This is a genomic window from Saccharopolyspora sp. NPDC045839, from assembly GCF_056431645.1.
On record NZ_JBWKKH010000015.1, the window covers coordinates 112,614 to 130,296 of the forward strand.

19 protein-coding genes and 1 pseudogene are annotated in these 17,683 nt (G+C 73.2%); 10 read left to right on the top strand and 10 right to left on the bottom strand.

Going from position 1 to position 17,683, the window contains the following annotated elements; genetic code table 11:
- Positions 1 to 136: 136 nt before the first annotated feature.
- The 6 genes from AC07EQ_RS21785 to AC07EQ_RS21810 all read left to right on the top strand — a co-directional run bounded on the left by AC07EQ_RS21785 (position 137) and on the right by AC07EQ_RS21810 (position 4,899).
- Complete coding sequence (locus AC07EQ_RS21785) at positions 137 to 1,504, top strand: Gfo/Idh/MocA family protein (protein ID WP_478389751.1); 1,368 nt, start codon at positions 137 to 139, stop codon at positions 1,502 to 1,504.
- A 28-nt stretch (positions 1,505 to 1,532) separates the two neighbouring features.
- Complete coding sequence (locus tag AC07EQ_RS21790) at positions 1,533 to 2,159, top strand: nucleotidyltransferase domain-containing protein (protein WP_478389752.1); 627 nt, start codon at positions 1,533 to 1,535, stop codon at positions 2,157 to 2,159.
- Between the two features lie 40 nt (positions 2,160 to 2,199).
- Entirely contained in the window at positions 2,200 to 2,472 is a 273-nt protein-coding gene (locus AC07EQ_RS21795) for a phosphotransferase (RefSeq protein ID WP_478389753.1), read from the top strand.
- 240 nt (positions 2,473 to 2,712) lie between these two features.
- Positions 2,713 to 3,870 (top strand): GAF domain-containing sensor histidine kinase, encoded by a 1,158-nt coding sequence (locus tag AC07EQ_RS21800; protein WP_478389754.1) that lies wholly within the window; start codon positions 2,713 to 2,715, stop codon positions 3,868 to 3,870.
- A complete protein-coding gene (locus AC07EQ_RS21805) occupies positions 3,867 to 4,496 on the top strand; it encodes a response regulator (RefSeq protein WP_478389755.1) in 630 nt (209 codons plus the stop codon). Before AC07EQ_RS21800 ends, AC07EQ_RS21805 begins: the two co-directional genes overlap by 4 nt.
- A gap of 265 nt (positions 4,497 to 4,761) precedes the next feature.
- Positions 4,762 to 4,899: a hypothetical protein gene (locus AC07EQ_RS21810; protein WP_478389756.1), complete on the top strand. Its 138-nt coding sequence runs from the start codon at positions 4,762 to 4,764 to the stop codon at positions 4,897 to 4,899.
- 53 nt (positions 4,900 to 4,952) lie between these two features.
- Here AC07EQ_RS21810 and AC07EQ_RS21815 read toward each other — a convergent pair whose 3' ends face one another.
- The 7 genes from AC07EQ_RS21815 to AC07EQ_RS21845 all read right to left on the bottom strand — a co-directional run bounded on the left by AC07EQ_RS21815 (position 4,953) and on the right by AC07EQ_RS21845 (position 12,094).
- Positions 4,953 to 6,179, bottom strand: a complete 1,227-nt coding sequence (locus tag AC07EQ_RS21815; protein ID WP_478389757.1) for a hypothetical protein — start codon at positions 6,177 to 6,179, stop codon at positions 4,953 to 4,955.
- Complete coding sequence (locus tag AC07EQ_RS21820) at positions 6,176 to 6,490, bottom strand: type VII secretion target (RefSeq protein ID WP_478389758.1); 315 nt, start codon at positions 6,488 to 6,490, stop codon at positions 6,176 to 6,178. The genes AC07EQ_RS21815 and AC07EQ_RS21820 overlap by 4 nt, the downstream gene beginning before the upstream one ends.
- Positions 6,487 to 6,909 (bottom strand): YbaB/EbfC family nucleoid-associated protein, encoded by a 423-nt coding sequence (locus tag AC07EQ_RS21825; RefSeq protein WP_478389759.1) that lies wholly within the window; start codon positions 6,907 to 6,909, stop codon positions 6,487 to 6,489. The genes AC07EQ_RS21820 and AC07EQ_RS21825 overlap by 4 nt, the downstream gene beginning before the upstream one ends.
- Before the next feature lie 38 nt (positions 6,910 to 6,947).
- Positions 6,948 to 7,781, bottom strand: a complete 834-nt coding sequence (locus AC07EQ_RS21830; RefSeq protein ID WP_478389760.1) for an ESX secretion-associated protein EspG — start codon at positions 7,779 to 7,781, stop codon at positions 6,948 to 6,950.
- Positions 7,778 to 8,125: a hypothetical protein gene (locus AC07EQ_RS21835; protein ID WP_478389761.1), complete on the bottom strand. Its 348-nt coding sequence runs from the start codon at positions 8,123 to 8,125 to the stop codon at positions 7,778 to 7,780. Before AC07EQ_RS21835 ends, AC07EQ_RS21830 begins: the two co-directional genes overlap by 4 nt.
- Before the next feature lie 20 nt (positions 8,126 to 8,145).
- A complete protein-coding gene (locus AC07EQ_RS21840; protein ID WP_478389762.1) occupies positions 8,146 to 9,264 on the bottom strand; it encodes a WXG100 family type VII secretion target in 1,119 nt (372 codons plus the stop codon).
- 304 nt (positions 9,265 to 9,568) lie between these two features.
- Entirely contained in the window at positions 9,569 to 12,094 is a 2,526-nt protein-coding gene (locus AC07EQ_RS21845; RefSeq protein WP_478389763.1) for a helix-turn-helix transcriptional regulator, read from the bottom strand.
- 108 nt (positions 12,095 to 12,202) lie between these two features.
- Here AC07EQ_RS21845 and AC07EQ_RS21850 point away from each other — a divergent pair, with 108 nt between their 5' ends.
- A complete protein-coding gene (locus AC07EQ_RS21850) occupies positions 12,203 to 12,544 on the top strand; it encodes an MmcQ/YjbR family DNA-binding protein (RefSeq protein ID WP_478389764.1) in 342 nt (113 codons plus the stop codon).
- Positions 12,545 to 12,707: 163 nt separating this feature from the next.
- Here the strand turns inward: AC07EQ_RS21850 and AC07EQ_RS21855 are convergent, their stop codons facing one another.
- Positions 12,708 to 13,712 carry a LacI family DNA-binding transcriptional regulator gene (locus AC07EQ_RS21855; RefSeq protein WP_478389765.1) on the bottom strand — a complete coding sequence of 335 codons (1,005 nt, stop codon included), beginning with the start codon at positions 13,710 to 13,712 and terminating at the stop codon, positions 12,708 to 12,710.
- Between the two features lie 107 nt (positions 13,713 to 13,819).
- Between AC07EQ_RS21855 and AC07EQ_RS21860 the strand changes: the two genes are divergently transcribed.
- The 3 genes from AC07EQ_RS21860 to AC07EQ_RS21870 are packed head-to-tail and all read left to right on the top strand — an operon-like array spanning position 13,820 to position 16,768.
- Positions 13,820 to 14,716, top strand: a complete 897-nt coding sequence (locus tag AC07EQ_RS21860) for an amidohydrolase family protein (RefSeq protein WP_478389766.1) — start codon at positions 13,820 to 13,822, stop codon at positions 14,714 to 14,716.
- On the top strand, positions 14,713 to 15,285 hold the full coding sequence (locus AC07EQ_RS21865; protein WP_478389767.1) for a cysteine dioxygenase: 573 nt from the start codon (positions 14,713 to 14,715) through the stop codon (positions 15,283 to 15,285). The genes AC07EQ_RS21860 and AC07EQ_RS21865 overlap by 4 nt, the downstream gene beginning before the upstream one ends.
- A 31-nt stretch (positions 15,286 to 15,316) precedes the next feature.
- Positions 15,317 to 16,768 (top strand): aromatic amino acid lyase, encoded by a 1,452-nt coding sequence (locus AC07EQ_RS21870; protein WP_478389768.1) that lies wholly within the window; start codon positions 15,317 to 15,319, stop codon positions 16,766 to 16,768.
- 21 nt (positions 16,769 to 16,789) lie between these two features.
- Here AC07EQ_RS21870 and AC07EQ_RS21875 read toward each other — a convergent pair whose 3' ends face one another.
- Together AC07EQ_RS21875 and AC07EQ_RS21880 are read right to left on the bottom strand one after the other, a co-directional pair.
- A complete protein-coding gene (locus AC07EQ_RS21875; RefSeq protein WP_358565550.1) occupies positions 16,790 to 17,083 on the bottom strand; it encodes a hypothetical protein in 294 nt (97 codons plus the stop codon).
- 142 nt (positions 17,084 to 17,225) lie between these two features.
- A pseudogene (locus AC07EQ_RS21880) lies at positions 17,226 to 17,616 on the bottom strand (aquaporin); the annotation flags it as partial.
- Positions 17,617 to 17,683: the final 67 nt, after the last annotated feature.

The following is a 17,683-nucleotide window of genomic DNA, read 5'->3' on the forward strand; positions in this document are numbered from 1 at the left end:
GTCGCGCCTCGGGAGCATCGGGACAGCCGAACGGATCATCGCCGAACCGCCCGTGCGTCGGTACTGCTTCGGTGATAGATGTGCAATTCTGCGCGAAACATTGTTTCATCACGCACTTTCACGCAGGAGGAGACCGATGGCTGACCGCACTCCTCTTTCCCGGCGGACCCTGCTGCGAACCGGTGCGGTGGCCGGAGCCGGGCTCGGGCTCGCCGACCTGGCGGCCGGATCCGCCGCAGCGCGGCAGGCATGGCCCGCGGCCAAGGGAGATTCCATGATGGGCGTGCCCTTCGAGCCGCTCGACACCGTCCGCGTCGGGATCATCGGCCTGGGCAACCGCGGCGCGAGCATGCTGCCGCTGTTCCTGGAGCTCGAAGGCGTCGCGATCACCGCGCTGTGCGACGCGAACCCCGACGCCGTGAACCGCGCGGCCCAGGCCGTGGTCGACGCGGGGCGCCCGGAACCGGCCAAGCACAGCGGCGGTGACCACGACTTCGAGGCCCTGTGCGCCCGTGACGACGTCGACTTCGTCTACATCGCCACCCCGTGGGAATGGCACACGCCGATGGCGGTCACGGCGATGCGCAACGGGAAGCACGCCGGCGTGGAATGCCCGGCCGGCGTGACCACCGCCGAGCTGTGGGAACTCGTCGACACCTCCGAGCAGACCCGGCGGCACTGCATCCAGCTGGAGAACTGCTGCTACGGGCAGAACGAGCTGCGCGTGCTGCGGATGGCGCACGACGGCATGTTCGGCGACCTGCTCTACGGCGCCGGCGCCTACCTCCACGACCTGCGGGAACTGCTGTTCTCCAAGACCTACTACGCGAAGCAGTGGCGCCGCGCGTGGCACACCAAGGTCAACGGCGACCTGTACCCGACGCACGGGCTCGGCCCGGTCGCGGCGTACCTCGACGTCAACCGCGGCGACCGGCTGACGCGGATCACCTCCATGAGCACCCCGGCGCTCGGGCTGGCCGCCTACCGGCAGGAGCACCTGCCCGCGGACGACCCGGCATGGCAGGAGCCCTACGTCAAGGGTGACGCGACCATGAGCCTGATCCAGACCGAGGCGGGCCGCGTCATCCACCTCGTGCACGACGTGTCCAACGGGCGGCCCTACAGCCGGCTCAACCAGCTGCAGGGCACCAAGGGCGTGTTCGAGGACTACCCGCCGCGGATCTACCTGGAGCCGACCGGAAATCCGCACGGGTGGGGCAACTGGGACGACTACGCGGGTCACGACCACTGGCTGTGGAAGGACGTCGGCCCTGGCCCGGGCGGGCACGGCGGCATGGACTACCTGATGCTCTACCGGCTCGCGCAGACCATGCGCCTCGGGCTGCCGCCGGACATCGACGTCTACGACTCGGCGACCTGGAGCGCGCCGTTCGTGCTCAGCGCGGAGTCGATCGCCGGCGGCAGCTCCGCGGTCGACTTCCCGGACTTCACCCGCGGCCGGTGGGACACCCCGCACCCCGGGACCGATTCCGCCAAGCCCTGACGCCCCGGGCATTTGCGAGGATCGGTGCGTGGCACCAGAACTCGCGCCGTGGGACCCGGCCGGACCGGCCGAGGTGCAACGCCTCTTCGCGCGGCAGTCCGCGCCCTGGTGGGTGGCCGGCGGGTACGCGGTCGAACTCGCCGCGGGGCGCAGGCTGCGCGAGCACGGTGACATCGACGTGCTGCTGCTGCGCCGCGACCAGCTCGCCGTCCAGCAGGCCCTGGCGGGCTGGGAGTGGTGGGCGGCCGACCCGCCCGGAACACTTCGGCCCTGGCGCCGCGACGAGCGGCTGCCCGCCGGCGTGCACGACATCTGGTGCCGGCGGAACGCGGATTCGCCCTGGCGGATCCAGGTGATGCTGGACGAATCGGCCGGCGACGAGTGGGTGTCGAGACGAGCGCGGCACCTCCGCCGGCCCATCGCCGAGATCGGCGGCCGGACCGCGGACGGCATCCCGTTCCTGGTGCCCGAGATCCAGCTGTTCTACAAGGCGGCGAAGCCGCGCCCGAAGGACGAGGCCGACTTCGCGGCGGTGCTCCCGAGCCTCGACGCGGCGCAGCAGCGCTGGCTCGCCGACGCGATCGCGACCACCTGCGGAGCCCATCCGTGGCTGTCCGCGCTCGTCCCCGCCGAAGCCCCGCGCGATCCCGGCTGACGCCCGGAACCGCGGTGCGGTCCTCAGCCCGTTCTCAGGCGTGATCGACTTCGGTGACATGTGCACCGGCGATCCGGGGGTCGATCTCGCGGCCGCATGGGTCCTCCTACCCGAGGGCGCGGCTGCACGGCTCTTCGACGCATACGCGCACGCGGACGAGGCGATGATCCGGCGCGTACGAGGGTGGGCTGTGGCCAAGAGCGTCTTCCTCATCCTCATGGGTCAGGCCGGAGAACGGGGGCTGCCCGGCGGCAAGCCGGCCTGGGGACCCGCGGGCCGGGCGGCACTCGACCGCGTTCTGGCATCGATCTAGGCAGCTTGCCACCTGCGATGGTGCCGGCCACACCGGCGCTGAGCCGCACGAGGCGAGCCGAGCCTCGACCTGCGGTGATCGACGCGCGGCGGTTCGGTCCTGCCGGGGCCGGGACGCTGCCGGGTAGCATCGGGCTCCGGCCATCCCGGGGGTGGCCGGAGCGCGAAACCTCCCGCCGGCCAGCGGAATCCCGGCCGGCTTTCGCGTTGCGAGCACAGTGGACGGAAGTTCGGGGGCCGGGTGGCGCAAGGGCACGGCGCGCAGGTGGAGCGGGCGGCGGAACAGGGCGTTCGATTCGAGCACCTGCTGGACGAGCACGCGCAGGTGCTGCACCTGCTCGACGACACGGCCGCGCTGCGCGGGCTCGCGCAGCGGGTGCGCGAGGAATGCGGCGCGCACATCGGCCTGGCCGGGCCGGTCGAGGCCGACCGCCTGCTGGTGCTGCGGCAGTGGAACGGCACCTGCGCCACCGGCCTGCACGACCTGCGCGTTCCGATGGGCCTCGGGCTCGGTGGGCTGGGCTTCGCCGAGCTGCGGCCGGTGTGGGTCGACGACTACTGCGCGTCGGAGCTGATCACCCACGACTTCGACGGGCCGATCTCCGCCGACGGCATCAAGACCATGCTGGCGGTGCCGATGGTCCGGGCGGGCAAGGTGCACGGCGTGGTCTACGCGGCGATGCGCGAGATCACCGACTTCGGCGGCAGGCAGCTCGACGCCGCCGTGCACGTCGCCAACAGCGGGGGACTGGCGCTGCAGACGGCGTCGGCAGCGCGGCGCCAGCGCGAGGCGGCGGCCGCGGCCGAACGCCGCCGGATCGCCTCGGAGCTGCACGATTCGGTGGGAGCGCGGCTGTTCCGGATGGGCGCGGAGCTGCACGACCTGCGGACGCACGCCGAAGGCGGCAGCAGCGAACTGCTGGACCGGTTGGTGTCGCTGGAGAACCAGCTCGCGGAGACCGCGTCCGCCTTCCGCGACTCGGTGCACGCCCTGGACCACGGCGAACCGGGCGGCGGCCTCGCCGAGGCCTTGTCCCGGGACTGCGCGGCGTTCCAGCGCCGCACCGGCACGACGGCGCAGTCGGTCGAGGTCGGCGCGGTGCCGGACTGCGGGCCGCACCGCACCCGGGTGCTGCTCGCGGCCGCCCGCGAGGCGCTGCTCAACGTGGAGAAGCACGCCAACGCCCGCTCGGTGCTCATCAGCACGATCGCGCTGGACGACGAGATCACCGTCTCGGTCGCCGACGACGGCAGCGGCTGGCCCGGCCGGGGCCAGGAGGGCAACGGCATCGGGCTGCGGGCCACCGCCGACCGGGTCGGTGAGGTCGGCGGCACGCTGTCGGTGGTGGCCAACGAGGACGGCGGGCTGACCGTGCGCATCCGGGTTCCGCTGACGTGAGCGAGGACATCCGCCTCGTCGTCGTCGACGACCACCCGGTGGTGCTCGACGGCGTTCGCCTGCTGCTGCGCGACGATCCGGCGATCCGCGTGGTCGGCGGCGCACCGGATGCCGCCTCGGCGGTGCGGCTGGTCGCCCGGGCCCGGCCGCACGTCGTCCTGCTGGACCTGCGGTTGCCGGACGCGGTGGCGAGCGAACTCGTCGCACCGCTGCGCCAAGCCGCGCCCGACGCGCGGATCGTGGTGTTCACGGCCTTCCGCGACCACGCCGCGCTCCAGGCGACGCTCGACGCCGGCGTCGACGGCTGCCTGCTCAAGGACGCCGGCGCGACGGACCTGGTGGCGGCGGTGCGCCAGGCGGTGAGCGGGGTCGCGATCTTCGATCCGCGCGTCGACGCCCGGGCGGCGCCCCGGATGCGCGCCCGGCTGCACGACACCGGGCTGACGCAACGCGAGTACGACGTGGTCCGGCACGCCGCCGCGGGGCGGACCAACCCGGAGATCGCCGAGCAGCTCGGCCTCACCCGGCACACCGTCACCGGCTACCTGCGGAACGCGATGCGCAAGCTCAACGCCCGCAACCGGATCGAGCTGATCACCAAGGCCGCCCAGTCGGGCCTCCTGTAGAGCCTGTCCGGGCCTCGCCCGACACGCCGGCGCAAGTCGGGTCCCTGCGGAAGCGGCGGCGTTTTCGCGCGAAACCGCCGCCCCGCACGCCTGGCGAATGACGGTTTCGCGCGAAAACGCCGCCTCAACCCGAACGGGGGCGCCGGTAGCCCGCGATTCGGGGGCGAAACCCCACAGGTGTGGGGGTCGGCTGTGCGTTCTGCGTCTCACCCATCGGTTCGATCGCGTGCCGGATCCGGCGTAGGTGCAGGTCAGGGGCTCGGCGGTGCGAACGGTCGGCGTCGGCGCCCCGGTGCCGGCCTGGAAGGTGATCGCCATGGACAAGAAGTCGAACCTGCTGATCATCGTCGTCGCCGGGGTCATCGCCATCGGACTGCTGTTCGTGGCCGTGTCGGTGGGCTGAAAACGCCTGCACTCCCGGGCGCAGCCGGGAGTGCAGGCGTTCATCGGCAGGGCTCAGGCGTTGCCGGGCGGGGGCGCGCCGTACTGACCCGTGCCGTACTGACCCGTGCCGTACTGGGTCGTTTCGGACGAGTCGGGGTCCGGCCACGTCGCTTCGTACGGGTTCTTGCGGGTCGTCGCCGCTTCGGACGAGTTCGCCGGACGCGCCATCGGGCCGCCCGCCGCCATGTAGGGCGAGCCGCTCTGGGAACCCGCCCCGGCCGCGGCCGAGTAGGCCGAGCCGGACGTACCCGGGTTGGCCCCCACGGGATTGGCGGTGGAGTAACCCGCCGCTCCCAGCCGAGACGAGCCGGCGAGCGACGAGGTCGCGCCGGCCGCGGCCGTGCCTGCCGCGCCCGAGTACGGCGACCCCTCGTACGACGATCCCGGGAGCGACGACTGGTCCTGGGGCAGGCCGGAGAGCCCGGACCGCGTGCTCTGGGCCGTCGTGCCCCTCGGCGAGCCGCTGCTCTGCTGGGCGAGCTCGCTGATCTGCACGATCTTGTCGGTCAGCGAGGCCACGGCCTTGGCCGTCGAATCGACGTGCTTCATCAGGTTCTGCGCGCTGGAGAGCAGGGTCTGCAGGTGCCCCATGATCCGGCCGCCGTACTCCACGGCGACCTGCACGGCCTGCGGGATCGCGGCCGCGATGCTCGCCCCGAAGGTCGCCTGGGCCGCGGCGATCGCCTGGTTCATGATCATGATGATCTTGCCGACGGCCTCGTTGACGAGGGTCGTGACCTCCTGGAGGGTCTTCGCGACCGCTTCGCCCGCGCCGGCCGCGGCTTCGGCCAGCGCGACCCCCGCCTGGCCGAGCCCGTTGATCCCGTCCACCAGCTCCGCGCCGGTCTTCAGGTATCCGGCCGCGGCCTCGCCCGACCAGCCGTTGGTCTCCGGCCCGGTCGACTGCCCGTACTCCGAGGCGATCGTCGAGACGGCTCGCCCGGCGTTCTGGAAGCCCTGCGCGCCCGAGGCGATCGAGCTCGGGTCGCCGGCCAGCTGCTGCAGCGGTTCGGCCAGGAACGACACCGATTCCGCCAGGAAGCCGAAACCGGCACCGGCCAGTGCCGACAGCGGGTCGGACACCGAGCCGAGCACCTGCAGCCCGGCACCGGCCCCGCCGAAGTCACCGGTCTGCCAGTCCTTGTTCTGCACGGCCTGGATGGTCGACTTCAGGTCGTCGACGACCTGCGAGGCGTTCGACGGGTCCGGGCTCGCCGAGAAGTTGATCTCCACGGTCATCGCGCGTCCCTCCCGAACAGCAAGCCGGCGTTGCGGTCGTCGGAACGCTCGTAGCCCTCGGCGGTCTGCACGAGCGCCGAGCTCATCCCGTCCATGGCGGACGCGGCGCTCCCGATGGCCTCCCCGGCCTGGGTCATGGCGCCGCTGAGCCCGGCCGTGATGAACTGCACGAACGAGCCGAGCGCGTTGTCGGCCAGCGCGCCGGGCAGGCCCCCGGCGGCGGCGGACAGCCCGTCGGCGATGCCGGCGACCGTCTTGGCGTGCTCCCGGATCTGCCCGGGATCGACCTGGAATTCGCCTGGCGCGCTCATCGGACGATCACCTGCGGGTTCGCGAAGAAGTAGTCGTCGTCGTCCGGCGGCGGCGGGCCGGACGAGGCGTCGACGCCGGCGGCCGGCGGCATGTTCTGCTTCACGAAGTCCAGCGCGGGACCGTCGCCGACGTAGTCGGTCATGATCTCGACCACCTGGGCGCCGACCGAGCGCTGCGCCTGCTGCGCGGTGGTCAGGATGAGCCGCGCGAGCTGCTCGGCCTCCAGCGCGCGAGCCGCCGGCGTCAGCCGGATGTCCTCCATCGCGCCGCTGGGCCCTACCTGCACGGTGACCTCGCCGCGCGGCGAGGACGCCGTGCCGCTCATCCGGTTCAGGCTTTCGCTGGCCGCGCGGGCGTTCGCCGCCGCCCGTGCGAGCTTCTTGTCGTAGTCAGCCAGCCACTGCGCTGGTGAATCCACGGTGTTTCCTCCGGCTTCGTCCTGGAAGTTGCCTGCGCTCACCGCGGCCGGCGGGCGATCCCGGCCAGCTCGTCGAGCGCGAAGCGCAGGTCCTCGCTGCGCAACGGGTTGATGCTCACCCAGCCGTTGCGGGCCGGGTTGACCCGCAACCGGCCGCGCGGACCGTCCAACCAGGACAGTTCCGCGCCGGCCCGGACGTTCCCGGCGCCGTCGCGCCGCGTCGCGCCGAGCTGGCCCCGGCCGGTCAGGGTCGGCAGCAGCCCGGTGAGCTGGTCGAGCACGTCGGGGTCGCCGCCGCAGTCGCGGACGAGCTCCCGCAGCAGGCGTTCCTTCGCCTCGTCGTCCGCCGCGTCGCGGATCAGCTCCGCCGCGCTGCCGATCGCGCGCTCGGGCAACGAGATCGGCATCGCCCGGGCCGGGCCCAGGTCGGGCACCATCGGCCGCAGCGCGTCGCCCAGCGCGTTCGCCATGACCCGCCTGATCCGCACCGGGCTGGCCGGGTCGCCGTCCAGCGGCTGCTCGCAGATCAGCGCCCACGACCGGTAGACCATCGCCACGACGGCGGTCGCGCCGTCGCCGTCGAACAGCACGAGATCGACCGTGCCCCGGTACTCGCGCAGCGCCGTGACCAGCTCGGCCGCGGCCCCGGCGGGCCCGTCCTCGTCGGCGAGCCCGCGCGCCTGGAGGGTCTGGCCCGCGGTGGCCAGCAGCACCTCCCGCTCGCCCTCGATCCGCCCGAACGACGGCACGCGCAGCGGGAAGGGGAAGCGCACGCCGACGTGCGAGGCGAGGAGATCGAGCTCGATCTGTCCGAAGTGGATGGTTCCGTCGGTGACCCCGCGCCGGGCGGTGCGCGTGGTCGCGGTCGTCATTCCGTGGCACCGCCCGTCCTGCGCAGCACCTGCGCGGTGTTGTCGTCGGAACTCACGTAGCGGGTGACGGTCTGGTGCAGCGCGTCGTGGAAGCCGTTCAGCTCGGTGTCGGCCGCGCTGATCTCGCCGGTGAGCCCGGACTGGCCGGCCGCCTCGCGCAGCCGCATCGCCAGGTGCATCGCGGGCGGCGCGGTACCGAGCATCGGCATCCGCTCGGCGAGCTGGCGCGCGGACGTCACCAGGCCGTTGGTCTGCTCGCCGAGGTTGGTGAGCGTTTTGACCTGGGCCGCCAGGTCCTGCGGCGAGACCTGGTAGCCGGGCCCTGGGTTCGCTTCGGAGGTCAAGGGATTCACTCCTGTTCGTGTCAGCCGATGACCGGGGCGCTGGCCGGCCGGTCGTCGGCGAAGAGCTTCTGGTCGACGGTGGGCATGCGGTTCTGGTGGACCTGTTCTTCCTCTTCCTCGCCGCGCCGCGCGCCGGCCGGCCCCATGCCGCCGCCGGCCCCGCCGCGCCCGGCGACACCGGCCATCGAGCCGGACCCGGCCAGCAGGGCGCCGCCCGCGGCTCCGCCGCGCAGCCCCGCCTCCAGCGGTCCGGCGCCGACCAGCTTCCCCCAGGGCGTGCCGCCGCCGGCCCCGCCGGCCGCGCCGCCGAATCCGGCCGCGGAGGTCGACGCCGGTGCCCCGAAGGCGAAGGTCTCCGTCGAACCGGCCGGAGCGATCGTCTTGCTGCTGTTGAGCAGGCTCGTCTCGTACTGCTGCATCACGTGCACCGCCTGGGCCTTCTTCTCGGCGGCCGCGACGTTGGCGAGGAACAGGCTGCCGCCACCGGCCGCCACGGCGCCGATCGCGGCACCCATCAGGGCTCCCGGGCCCGCGCCGACGCCGCCCGCGCCCGCGCCGATCAGGCCGCCGATGACCGCGCCGGCCCCGGCACCGGCCGCGGCGCTGGCCACGGCGCCTCCGGTCGGATCGCCGGGCGGCGGCGGCATCGTGTTGCGGGCGACGGAAAGCGCGTCGCCGGCGTCCTGGGTGGCCTGCTGGGTCGTGGCCGCGCGGGTGCTGATGTCGTCGGTCCGCTCGCCGATCGAGCCGAGCCGCTCCGTCGCCAGGTCGGCGGACGAACTGGTCCAGTTCGTCTGCATGGCGGTCCGCTGCTGGCGCATCGATTCGGCGTGATCGGTCAGCTCGCTGCTGTGCCGCCCCCACTCCGTGGCGACCGCGCTGACGTCCCCGACATCGGCGTTGTCCCACAGCATCTGGTAGAGCTGCTCGTGGGAGTAGGAGTTCCAGTTCGTGCCTTCGGGCGGGATCGGCGAACCGAAGTACCCCTCCCACACGTTGCGCAGGGCGTTCACCACGGGTTGCGCCAGCGCGCCGGCCGGCCCGGCCTGGTCCAGCACGGAGGTGGCGGCGTTCGCCAGGTCTTGCACGCCGGCGGTCGCCATCTCAACGACGTTCGCCGTCTCCGAGTCGTTGATCATGTCCGGTGTTCTGCCTTCCAATCGGTCCGCCGATCCGGCGGCGGACCACCGATCACGGTGATCTTGCTGAGTTCACAGTTGCTGGAGACGGCTGCCGCCGTCGTCGCGCAGCGGTGGTGCGCTCACGGCGGGCGCGACGGGGCCGCCGATCGGCGCTGGTCTGCGCACGAGATCCATGCGGGATGTCCACCTTCGTGCCGGGCCCGCTTCCCCTCTGCGGGCGCCGCACAAAGATCACCAGAACGGCGCAGCGGAATCATCCGCAACATTGCTGATGTTCCGGGAGCCGGGTAGGTAGCGGGCATCATTCGCGCTCCCCGAATCCGAGCGCGATCTCGATCCGCGACGAGTAGCCGAGCTTGGCGAGCACCCGCGACACGTGCGAATCGACCGTTCGCACCGACACGATCAGCCGTTCGGCGGCCTCCCGGTTGGTCAGGCCTTGTGCCACGAGTTCCGCGACGCGGTACTCGGCGGCGGTGAGGCTCTCCCAGCCGTGCTTCGGCCTGCGCCGGGAGCCGGTCGCGCCCCGCCGCAGGCCGAACGCGCGCAGCGCGGCGTCCGCCCGGACGATGTCGCCGGTGGCGGTCAGCGCGGTGTACCGGTCGATCGCGGTCTGGTAGGCCGCCCGGGCGTCCGCGGATCTGCCGGACGCGGCCAGGACCTTCGCCGCGTCCTCCGCCGCCCGAGCGGCGAGGATCGGCGATCCGGTGTCGGTGAACTCCTGGGCCGCGGCCAGCAGGACGTCGACGTCGCTGTCGACCAGCCCCTGGCAGTACATCAGCGCGCCGCGCTCGCCTGCCGATTCGCCGGTGCTCAGGTCCCGCATCTGTGCGACGAGCCGGTTGGCCAGGTCGCGGTCGCCGCCGGTGACCGCGATGCGCACGAGCCGGGCGCCGACCGTGGCGACCGCGTGCGCGTGGTGCACGCCGACGTCGCCGGCGGCGAGGGTGTGCACGATCTCCAGCGCCCGTTGCGAATTTCCCTCGGCGTCGGCGACATGCGCGCTGGCCAGGACGGCGATCTGCTCGTAGAACACGGCAACGCCGCGGCTCGGGGACCGCTCGGCGAGCTCGGCGTGAACGCGGGCGGCGGGCAGGTCGCCGCGGTGCAGCATGATCATGGAAGCCACCCCGTGCAGCGGCCTGGCCAGCCCGTACTGGTCGGGCAGCGCCATGGCGGCGCCGATCTCGTCGAGGGCCCGGTCCCAGAGCCCGTTGTTGAACGAGGCCAACGCGGCGATGGTGTGCAGCCAGGTCAGCAGGCCCGCGCCGATCTCGCGGGCGATCGGGCGCGCCTGCTCGACGGTCTCCAACGCGGCCTTGTCGTGGCGCAGGTCCTGGACCACCGCGCGCAGGAGGCGCGACATCAGCCACAGCCCGCGGTCGTCGACGGCGATCTCCAGCAGTGCGTCCGCGCGGTCCAGCCGCTCCAACGCCCCGTCGAGGTCGCGGAAGACGAACAGGCCCGTCGCCTCGACGTTGAGCAGGAACACCTCGACGAGCGGGTCGTGCGCGGCGGCCGGCGTCGCGAGCTCGACGGCGCGCTCCGTCCCCGTCAGATCGCCGGCCGCGAGGCAGGCGGCGGCGTCGATCGCGGCGAGCCGCCCGGACAGCTTGCCGTCGACGCGTTCCGGGTCCAGCGCCGCGATGGCGGCGGCGGGATCCATTTCCCGGAAGCAGATCAGGGCGAGCACGGCCCGCAACCGGTGCCGGGTCGGCGTGTCCGGATGCGCGGCCAGGCTGGCGGTGGCGATGCGCTGCGACTCGTCGGTCCGGCCCGACCACATCAGCGCCTCGGCCAGCGCGGCGCGCAGCGGGTGCAGGCGCGGATCGCCGGGCGGCAGCCCGGAAACGGCCCGGTGGAACAGGTCGACCACCGCGGGCGTGGGCCGGGCGGCGAGCCGATCGGCGTGGTCGTCGAGCCAGTCGACGGTCCACGCGTCCACGGGAGTGTGCGCGAGATGCTCGGCGACCGTCCGGGGCGGGGCGTTGCGGGCCGCGAGCGCCCGGGCCGCGGAGCCGCGCAAACCCGCCGAGGTCGCCGCCAGGGACTGGCGCACCACCGGATGCCGGAACCGGACGAGCCCGCCTTCTTCCGCCAGCAACCCGACCCCGGCCAGCCGCTCGATCCGGGCCAGCGCGTCCACCGGTGTCGTTCCGGCGACGGCGGCCAGCTCGTCCACCGACGCGGGTTCGGCCAGGATCGCGGCGAAGCGCAGCAGGGCGGCGTCGTCGCCCGCCAGCCCGGTCGCCCAAGCAGTCACCGCCGCGGCGCGGTCGTCCTCGGTGAGGCGCACCAGCAGCCACGGGTTGCCACCTGCGCCGTCGGCCAGCCGCAGCAGCGATTCCGGCGGTTCACCACCGGAGACCTCGGTGAGGACGGCGCGGACCGCGCAGTCGTCCAGCGGTTCGAGGTCGTGCGCGGTCGCGAGCCGGTCGAGCCCCGCGAACCGGGCGGGCTCGACGCCGCGATGCCGTCCGGCGACGACCAGCAGCGGCCGGTCGGGCAGTCCCGCGGCGAGTTCGTGCAGCGCGAGCAGCGTCGCGTCGTCCGCCCGGTGCAGGTCGTCGATGACGATCGTGGCGGGCTCGGTCCAGTCCGGTGCACCGGCCGGCAACGCGGTGGTTCCGCTCTGCGGCAGCACGGGAATCCGGTGGGTCCGCATGCCCAGTTCACGCGCCGCCGAGAGGTGCGCGTCCAGCAGGGCGGTCACGCCGAGACCGGGATCGGCACGCAGTACGACGAGCCCGCCGCGCCCGGCACGTGCTGCCGCTGTGGCGTCAGCGAGCAGGCGCTGCGCCTCGTCTCGTCCGAATAAGTTCACCATCGCAATCAGCGGGAATCCTACAAGCGGATGATCACGACCAGAGGCGAATCCGCCCAGAAAACCCCAGGTGGCCGGTTCCTGTCAGGGGCTTGCGGGAGAATGCTCCACATGGGTGTCCCGAGCGGTCAGTTCCTGCGGATGGTCGACGAGCTCGCCGAGGTCGAGCAGGCCGACTCGAGCAACTACACGTCGTTCAGCGTGCGCGGGAAGGGGTTCGGCTACTACTGGCCGCGCACCGAGACGGCCGGGCTGAAGCAGACGCTGTCCGAGCAGGTCGCGCTGGTGGCCGAGCGGCCGGAGGTGTTCGAGGTGCAGTTCACGGCGGGCGGCTACGGGTGGGTCGTCGTGCACCTGGCCAAGATCGACGCCGACGAGCTCGCCGAGCTGGTGTACGAGGCGTGGCGGCTCTCGGCCCCGGAGACCCTCGTCGAGGAGAACCCGCTCCCGTAACCGGCGCCGGCCGCCGCCCGGCCGATCCGCGGTGAGCGCTCCGATTTTGCCTGAAATTGGGTTCCTCCCCAGGTGACCCATGCCTGGGCTGGTTTCCAATTTTGCCTAAAATTGGGATTCCCTACGGCGTCGAGGACGGGCCATTGTGGATGGAGGCCCGGGTTCAGCCGCGCGGTTCGGCCACCGAGTCGCGGTGCTTCGGCTCCGGGGCGATGAGCTTGCGGCGGCTCCGCCGGTTCTTGTCGACCGCCTTGAGCACGCGCTCGACGACCGCGTCGACGACGGTTCGCACGTCCCAGCGGTAGGTGGAAAGAGCAGGCGTCAGCAGGCGCGACACCGGGTGGTCGTCGTAGCCGAGGACCGAGAGATCGGCGGGAATGGCCAGGCCGAGATCGCGCGCGGCCTCGTAGACGCCGTAGGCCATCGAGTCGGTGAGGCAGAACGCCGCTGTGGGCCGGGGTTTTTCGGCGAGCGCGCCCCGCGCGACCTCGGCGGCGCCGGTCAGGTCGTTCGGGCAGGCCACGACGCGCAGGCTCATCCGCAGCTCCTGCGCGACCTCGCGGACGACCTTCTCCGCGGGACGCTGGCGCAGCAGCCGCGGCCCCGGCGTCAGCACCAGGATCTCGTCGTGCCCGGCGGAGCTGAGCGTTTTCAGCGCGTCGGTGACGCCCAGGCCGTTGTCGAACACCACCTCGGCGGCGGTCGCCGCCCCGGGCAGCGGGTCGCCGATCGCGACGAGCATGGTCCGCTCGGCGGCGTCCGGCCAGTGCCGGGAATTCGGATCGACGGGGATCGTGACGAGCGCGTCGACCCGCTGGTCGAGGAGATTCTTGGCGAGCAGGGCCTCGCGCGCGGGATCGGCGGCGGAATCCATGAACAGCGTGTTGCGGTCGGCGGCGAGGAAGCGCCTGCCGAGCGTGGTGGCGAAGTTCTGCTGCCACAGGTCGTCCAGCGAACTGCACAGCACGCCCACCATGCCGGTGCGGCCGCTGGCCAGCGCGCGGGCGACCGGGTCGGCCTCGTAGCCGAGGCGATCGGCGACTTCCCGCACGCGCTGCTGGGTTTCCGGGGGAACTTGCAGGCCGCGGAGCGCGTAGGACACGGCGGCCGGGGAGAGCCCCGTCTCCGCCGCGATGTCCTTGATCGTGGGGCGCTTGCGGCGTTGCACCTGGAAAGCCTAGCGCGCGGCGGATGCGCACGTTCGGCCCTTGACCGCGCGACCGCTGAGGCGGTTCACTGAAACCGTTCACTGAAACGCTTCACAAGGGTGTGTCCGTGTCCGATCCGGTGATCGACGTGCACCAGCATCTGTGGCCCGCGGAGTTCGTCGACGCGTTGCGCGCACGCGCGGACCCACCGCTGCTGCGCGGCTGGACGCTGCACTTGGCCGGCGAGCCGCCGTTCGAGGTGGACCCGGCCGATCACGAGCCGTCCGAGCGCGCCGCTCGCGAAGCGGGGACGGCGGTCGCGCTCGTGTCGCTGTCCAGCCCGCTCGGCATCGAGTGGCTGCCGCCGGACGAGGCAGCGCCACTGCTGGACGCCTGGCATCGCGGTGCCGCGGCGTTGCCCGATCCGTTCCGGGTGTGGGCGGCGGCCAACGTGCTGGAGCCCGACGAACAGCAGGTGCGCGAGGCGCTCGGCAGGGGATGCGCCGGCCTGCAGATCCCGGCCGACGCCATGCGGCAACCGGCCGATGTGGAACGCATCGCCGCGCTGCTCGCGGTGTGCGAGCAGGCGGACCGGCCGGTGTTCGTGCACCCCGGCGCCGCGACGAGCCCGGCCGCCGGCGTGCCCGGCTGGTGGCCACCGGTCGTCGACTACGTGGCACAGCTGCAGGCGGCGTGGTGGTCCTGGCACGTCGCGGGTCGCGCACTGCTCCCGCGGCTGCGGATCTGCTTCGCCGCCGGAGCCGGGCTGGCGCCGGTGCACCACGAGCGGCTGGCGGCCAGGGGAGGCGCGTTCGACCGCGTCGATCCGGGCGTCTTCGTCGAGACCTCGTCGTACGGGCCGCGCGGGGTGGACGCGCTGGTCCGGGTGCTCGGAATCGACCCGGTCGTCCTCGGCAGCGACCGGCCCTACGCCGAACCGGCCGATCCGGGGCTGGGGGAGGCCGCCGCCCGGGCCATCCGCTGCTCGAACCCGCGTCGTCTGCTGGAAGGAGGAACACCGTGATCGGCGAACCCACCGCGCCCGGCCTGCCCGCCAGGCGAGCGCGCCGGATCGGCGACGTGCCGGGCGGATTCACCCTCGAAGCGCTGCCCGGGCGCTACCTCGACCAAGGCGAACTGCTCGGACTGGTCGCGGGTCTCGCGCGCCGACCGGAGGCGTGGCGGCACCACGTCGCGTTCAGCGACGAGAAGCGGCATTACGCATCGCTGCACCGCGACGCGCACGTCGACGTCTGGGTGCTGTGCTGGACGCCGGAGAACGACACGGGCTGGCACGACCACGACATCTCCGCGTTCGCGGTCGCGGTGGCCCGCGGCGCGCTCGTCGAGCACAACCTGGCCGTCGCCGGGCCGAGCGCGGCCACCGGGGTCGCGGCGGGCTTCGCGTACGGCGGCGGCCCGGACCACATCCACCGGCTCACCGGTCAGGAGCCGCGCAGCGTCTCGATCCACGCCTACTCGCCGCCGCTGTGGCGGATGGGCCAGTACTCCGTGGCCGACGGCGTGATCCGGCGCGTTTCCGTGTCCTACGCGGAGGAACTGCGTCCCATCGACGACACCGCGCCCGTCTGACCCGGCACGGGTCCGCGGGGAGGGAAGGGTCATGACCGCGGTGCGCGCCGGAGCCCCGGTGCTCCTCGACGGCGCTGATATGTCCATTGTGGATGTCGTGCGGATCGCCGACGACCGGGTGGCGGTCCGTGCCGCGCCCGCTGCGCTGGCCCGGCTCGGCGGGGCACCGGTGCTCACCGGGCCGGTCTACGGGCGCACCACGGGCGTGGGTGCCAACCGCTCCGAAGTGGTGCCCGGTGGAGCCGAGCACGGGATGCGGCTGCTGCGCAGCCATGCCAGCGGGATCGGGAACCCGTTGCCGGAGCGGGACGTGCGGGCGATGCTGACCGTCCGGCTGAACCAGGTGCTGCGCGGCGGCACCGGCGTGCGGCGCGGGCTCGCCGAGGCGATGGCCGCGGCGCTCAACGCCGGGGCGTACCCGGAGGTGCACGAGCACGGTTCGGTCGGGACCGGCGATCTCGGGCCGCTGGCCGAACTCGGGCTCGCCCTCGCGGGCGAGGCGCGCTGGATCGGTCGCGGACCGGCCCCGGTCGCCCTGGCCGAGGGCGAGGCGCTGGCGTTGATCAGCAGCAACGCCCTGACCATCGGCCAGGCGGCGCTGGCGGTGGCCGCGGTGCGGGGCCTGGTGTCGGCGACCGCCGCGATCGCGGCGCTGACCGCGCTCGCCGTCGACGGCTCGACCGAGCCGTTCGCGCCCGAGGTGCACGCGGGCCGCCCGCACGCCGGCGCATCCCGGGTCGCGGCCGAGGTGCTGGCGCTGCTCGGCGGCCAGGTGGGTCCGGGCCGCCGGATCCAGGATCCGTTCGGGCTGCGGTGCTTCCCGCAGGTGCACGGCCCGGCGGTGGAGGCCGTGGCCGACGCCGACGCGGTCGTGGCGGTGGAGCTCAACGCGGCCGCGGAGAACCCGCTGATCACGACCGGCGAACCGGCGGCGGCCCGCCACCACGGCGGATTCCACGCCGCCCAGCTGACCCTCGCGCTGGACCGGCTGCGGCTGGCGATGCTCTCCACGGCCCAGCTGTCGGTGGCGAGGCTGGCGACGCTCACCGAACCTGGGATGACCGGGTTGCGCCCGTTCCTGGCGGCGGGGCCGCCGGGCAGCTCGGGGATCATGGCGCTCGAATACGGCGCGGGTTCCGCGCTCGCCGAACTGCGCGCCGCGGCGTTCCCGGCGACGCTCGGCCACATCGCGCTGTCGAGGGGCGCCGAAGAACACGCGAGCTTCGCCCCGCAGGCAGTCCGGCAGATCCGGCGCGCCGCGGATGCGTACCGGCTCGTCCTGGCCTGCGAACTCGTGGCCGCGGTCCGTGCGAACCGGCTGCGCGGCATCGGCCCGGGACGACCGCTCCGCGCGGTCTACCAGCGGGCGTGCGACGCGCTGGACCCGGATACCCAGGAGCGGCCGCTGTCCGGCGACGTCGCGGCCGCGGCGGCCGTCGTCGACGAGATCCCGCGGCTGGTCGGGCCGGTTCGCCGGGATTGACCGATGTGGACATGTCAGCGGTCAACCGCCGGCCTCCCGATCGAGCAGGCCCGCGCAGGCGGCGAACTCGCACAGCTCCGCCGACCACGCGGCCAGGCCGTCGAACGCGGTGACGTCGCCCCTGCGCACCGAGTCCCAGCAGTACTCGTCGGCCAGCCGGATCGCCCGCTCCACCGCCGGGCCCAGCGCGTGCGGCGGCGCGGCCTCCACCTCCCGGCGCAGGCTCGCGAACCGGTCCGCGGCCTGCGGATCGGCCGCCTCCTGGAGCTGGGCCAGCCGAACGGACAGTTCGCCGACGAGGTATTGCTGCGTCATCGTCACCGCCACCCATCCCGATGTTCGAAATGGGTGTACCCGGGCCGATTCCGGCCGTAATCCGGCGGACGGCGCCGCTACCGGGTCGGATTAACCGGGCGGCCTCAGCTCACGTCCTCGTTCACCCGCCCGGTTTCCGGCGCCACTGGTAGGTCCCGGGCAGGGCGATATCGCCCCAGCCGGCGATGAACGTCCACAGGCGGGGGCCGAAGTCGCGCGCCGGGTTGATCGCGTAGCCGGCGTTGGGCCCGAAGGGCAGGCCGATCGCGGTGACGGCCAGGCCGATCAGGAACGGCCCGAGGTTGGCCGACGGCGCGGTGTTGCGGGTGTCGGTGAGCGCGAAGATGAGCAGCACCAGGTATCGCGGTGCCGACGATCTGGTCCAGCAGCGGCCCCCACCACGACCCGGCGAAGTACTCGGCCGGGAACGTGGCGAAGATCGCGAAGGTGTCCAGGGACTGGGGGCGGGCGAGACCGGCCTTCGCGTTGAACGCGTCGATCGCCCACCCGTACGTCGCGTACACCAGCGCCGCGAGCGGCCGGGTGGGGGCTTGCGAAGAGAATTTTTCGGCATACCGTAATCTCGTGGACGGGAAGACG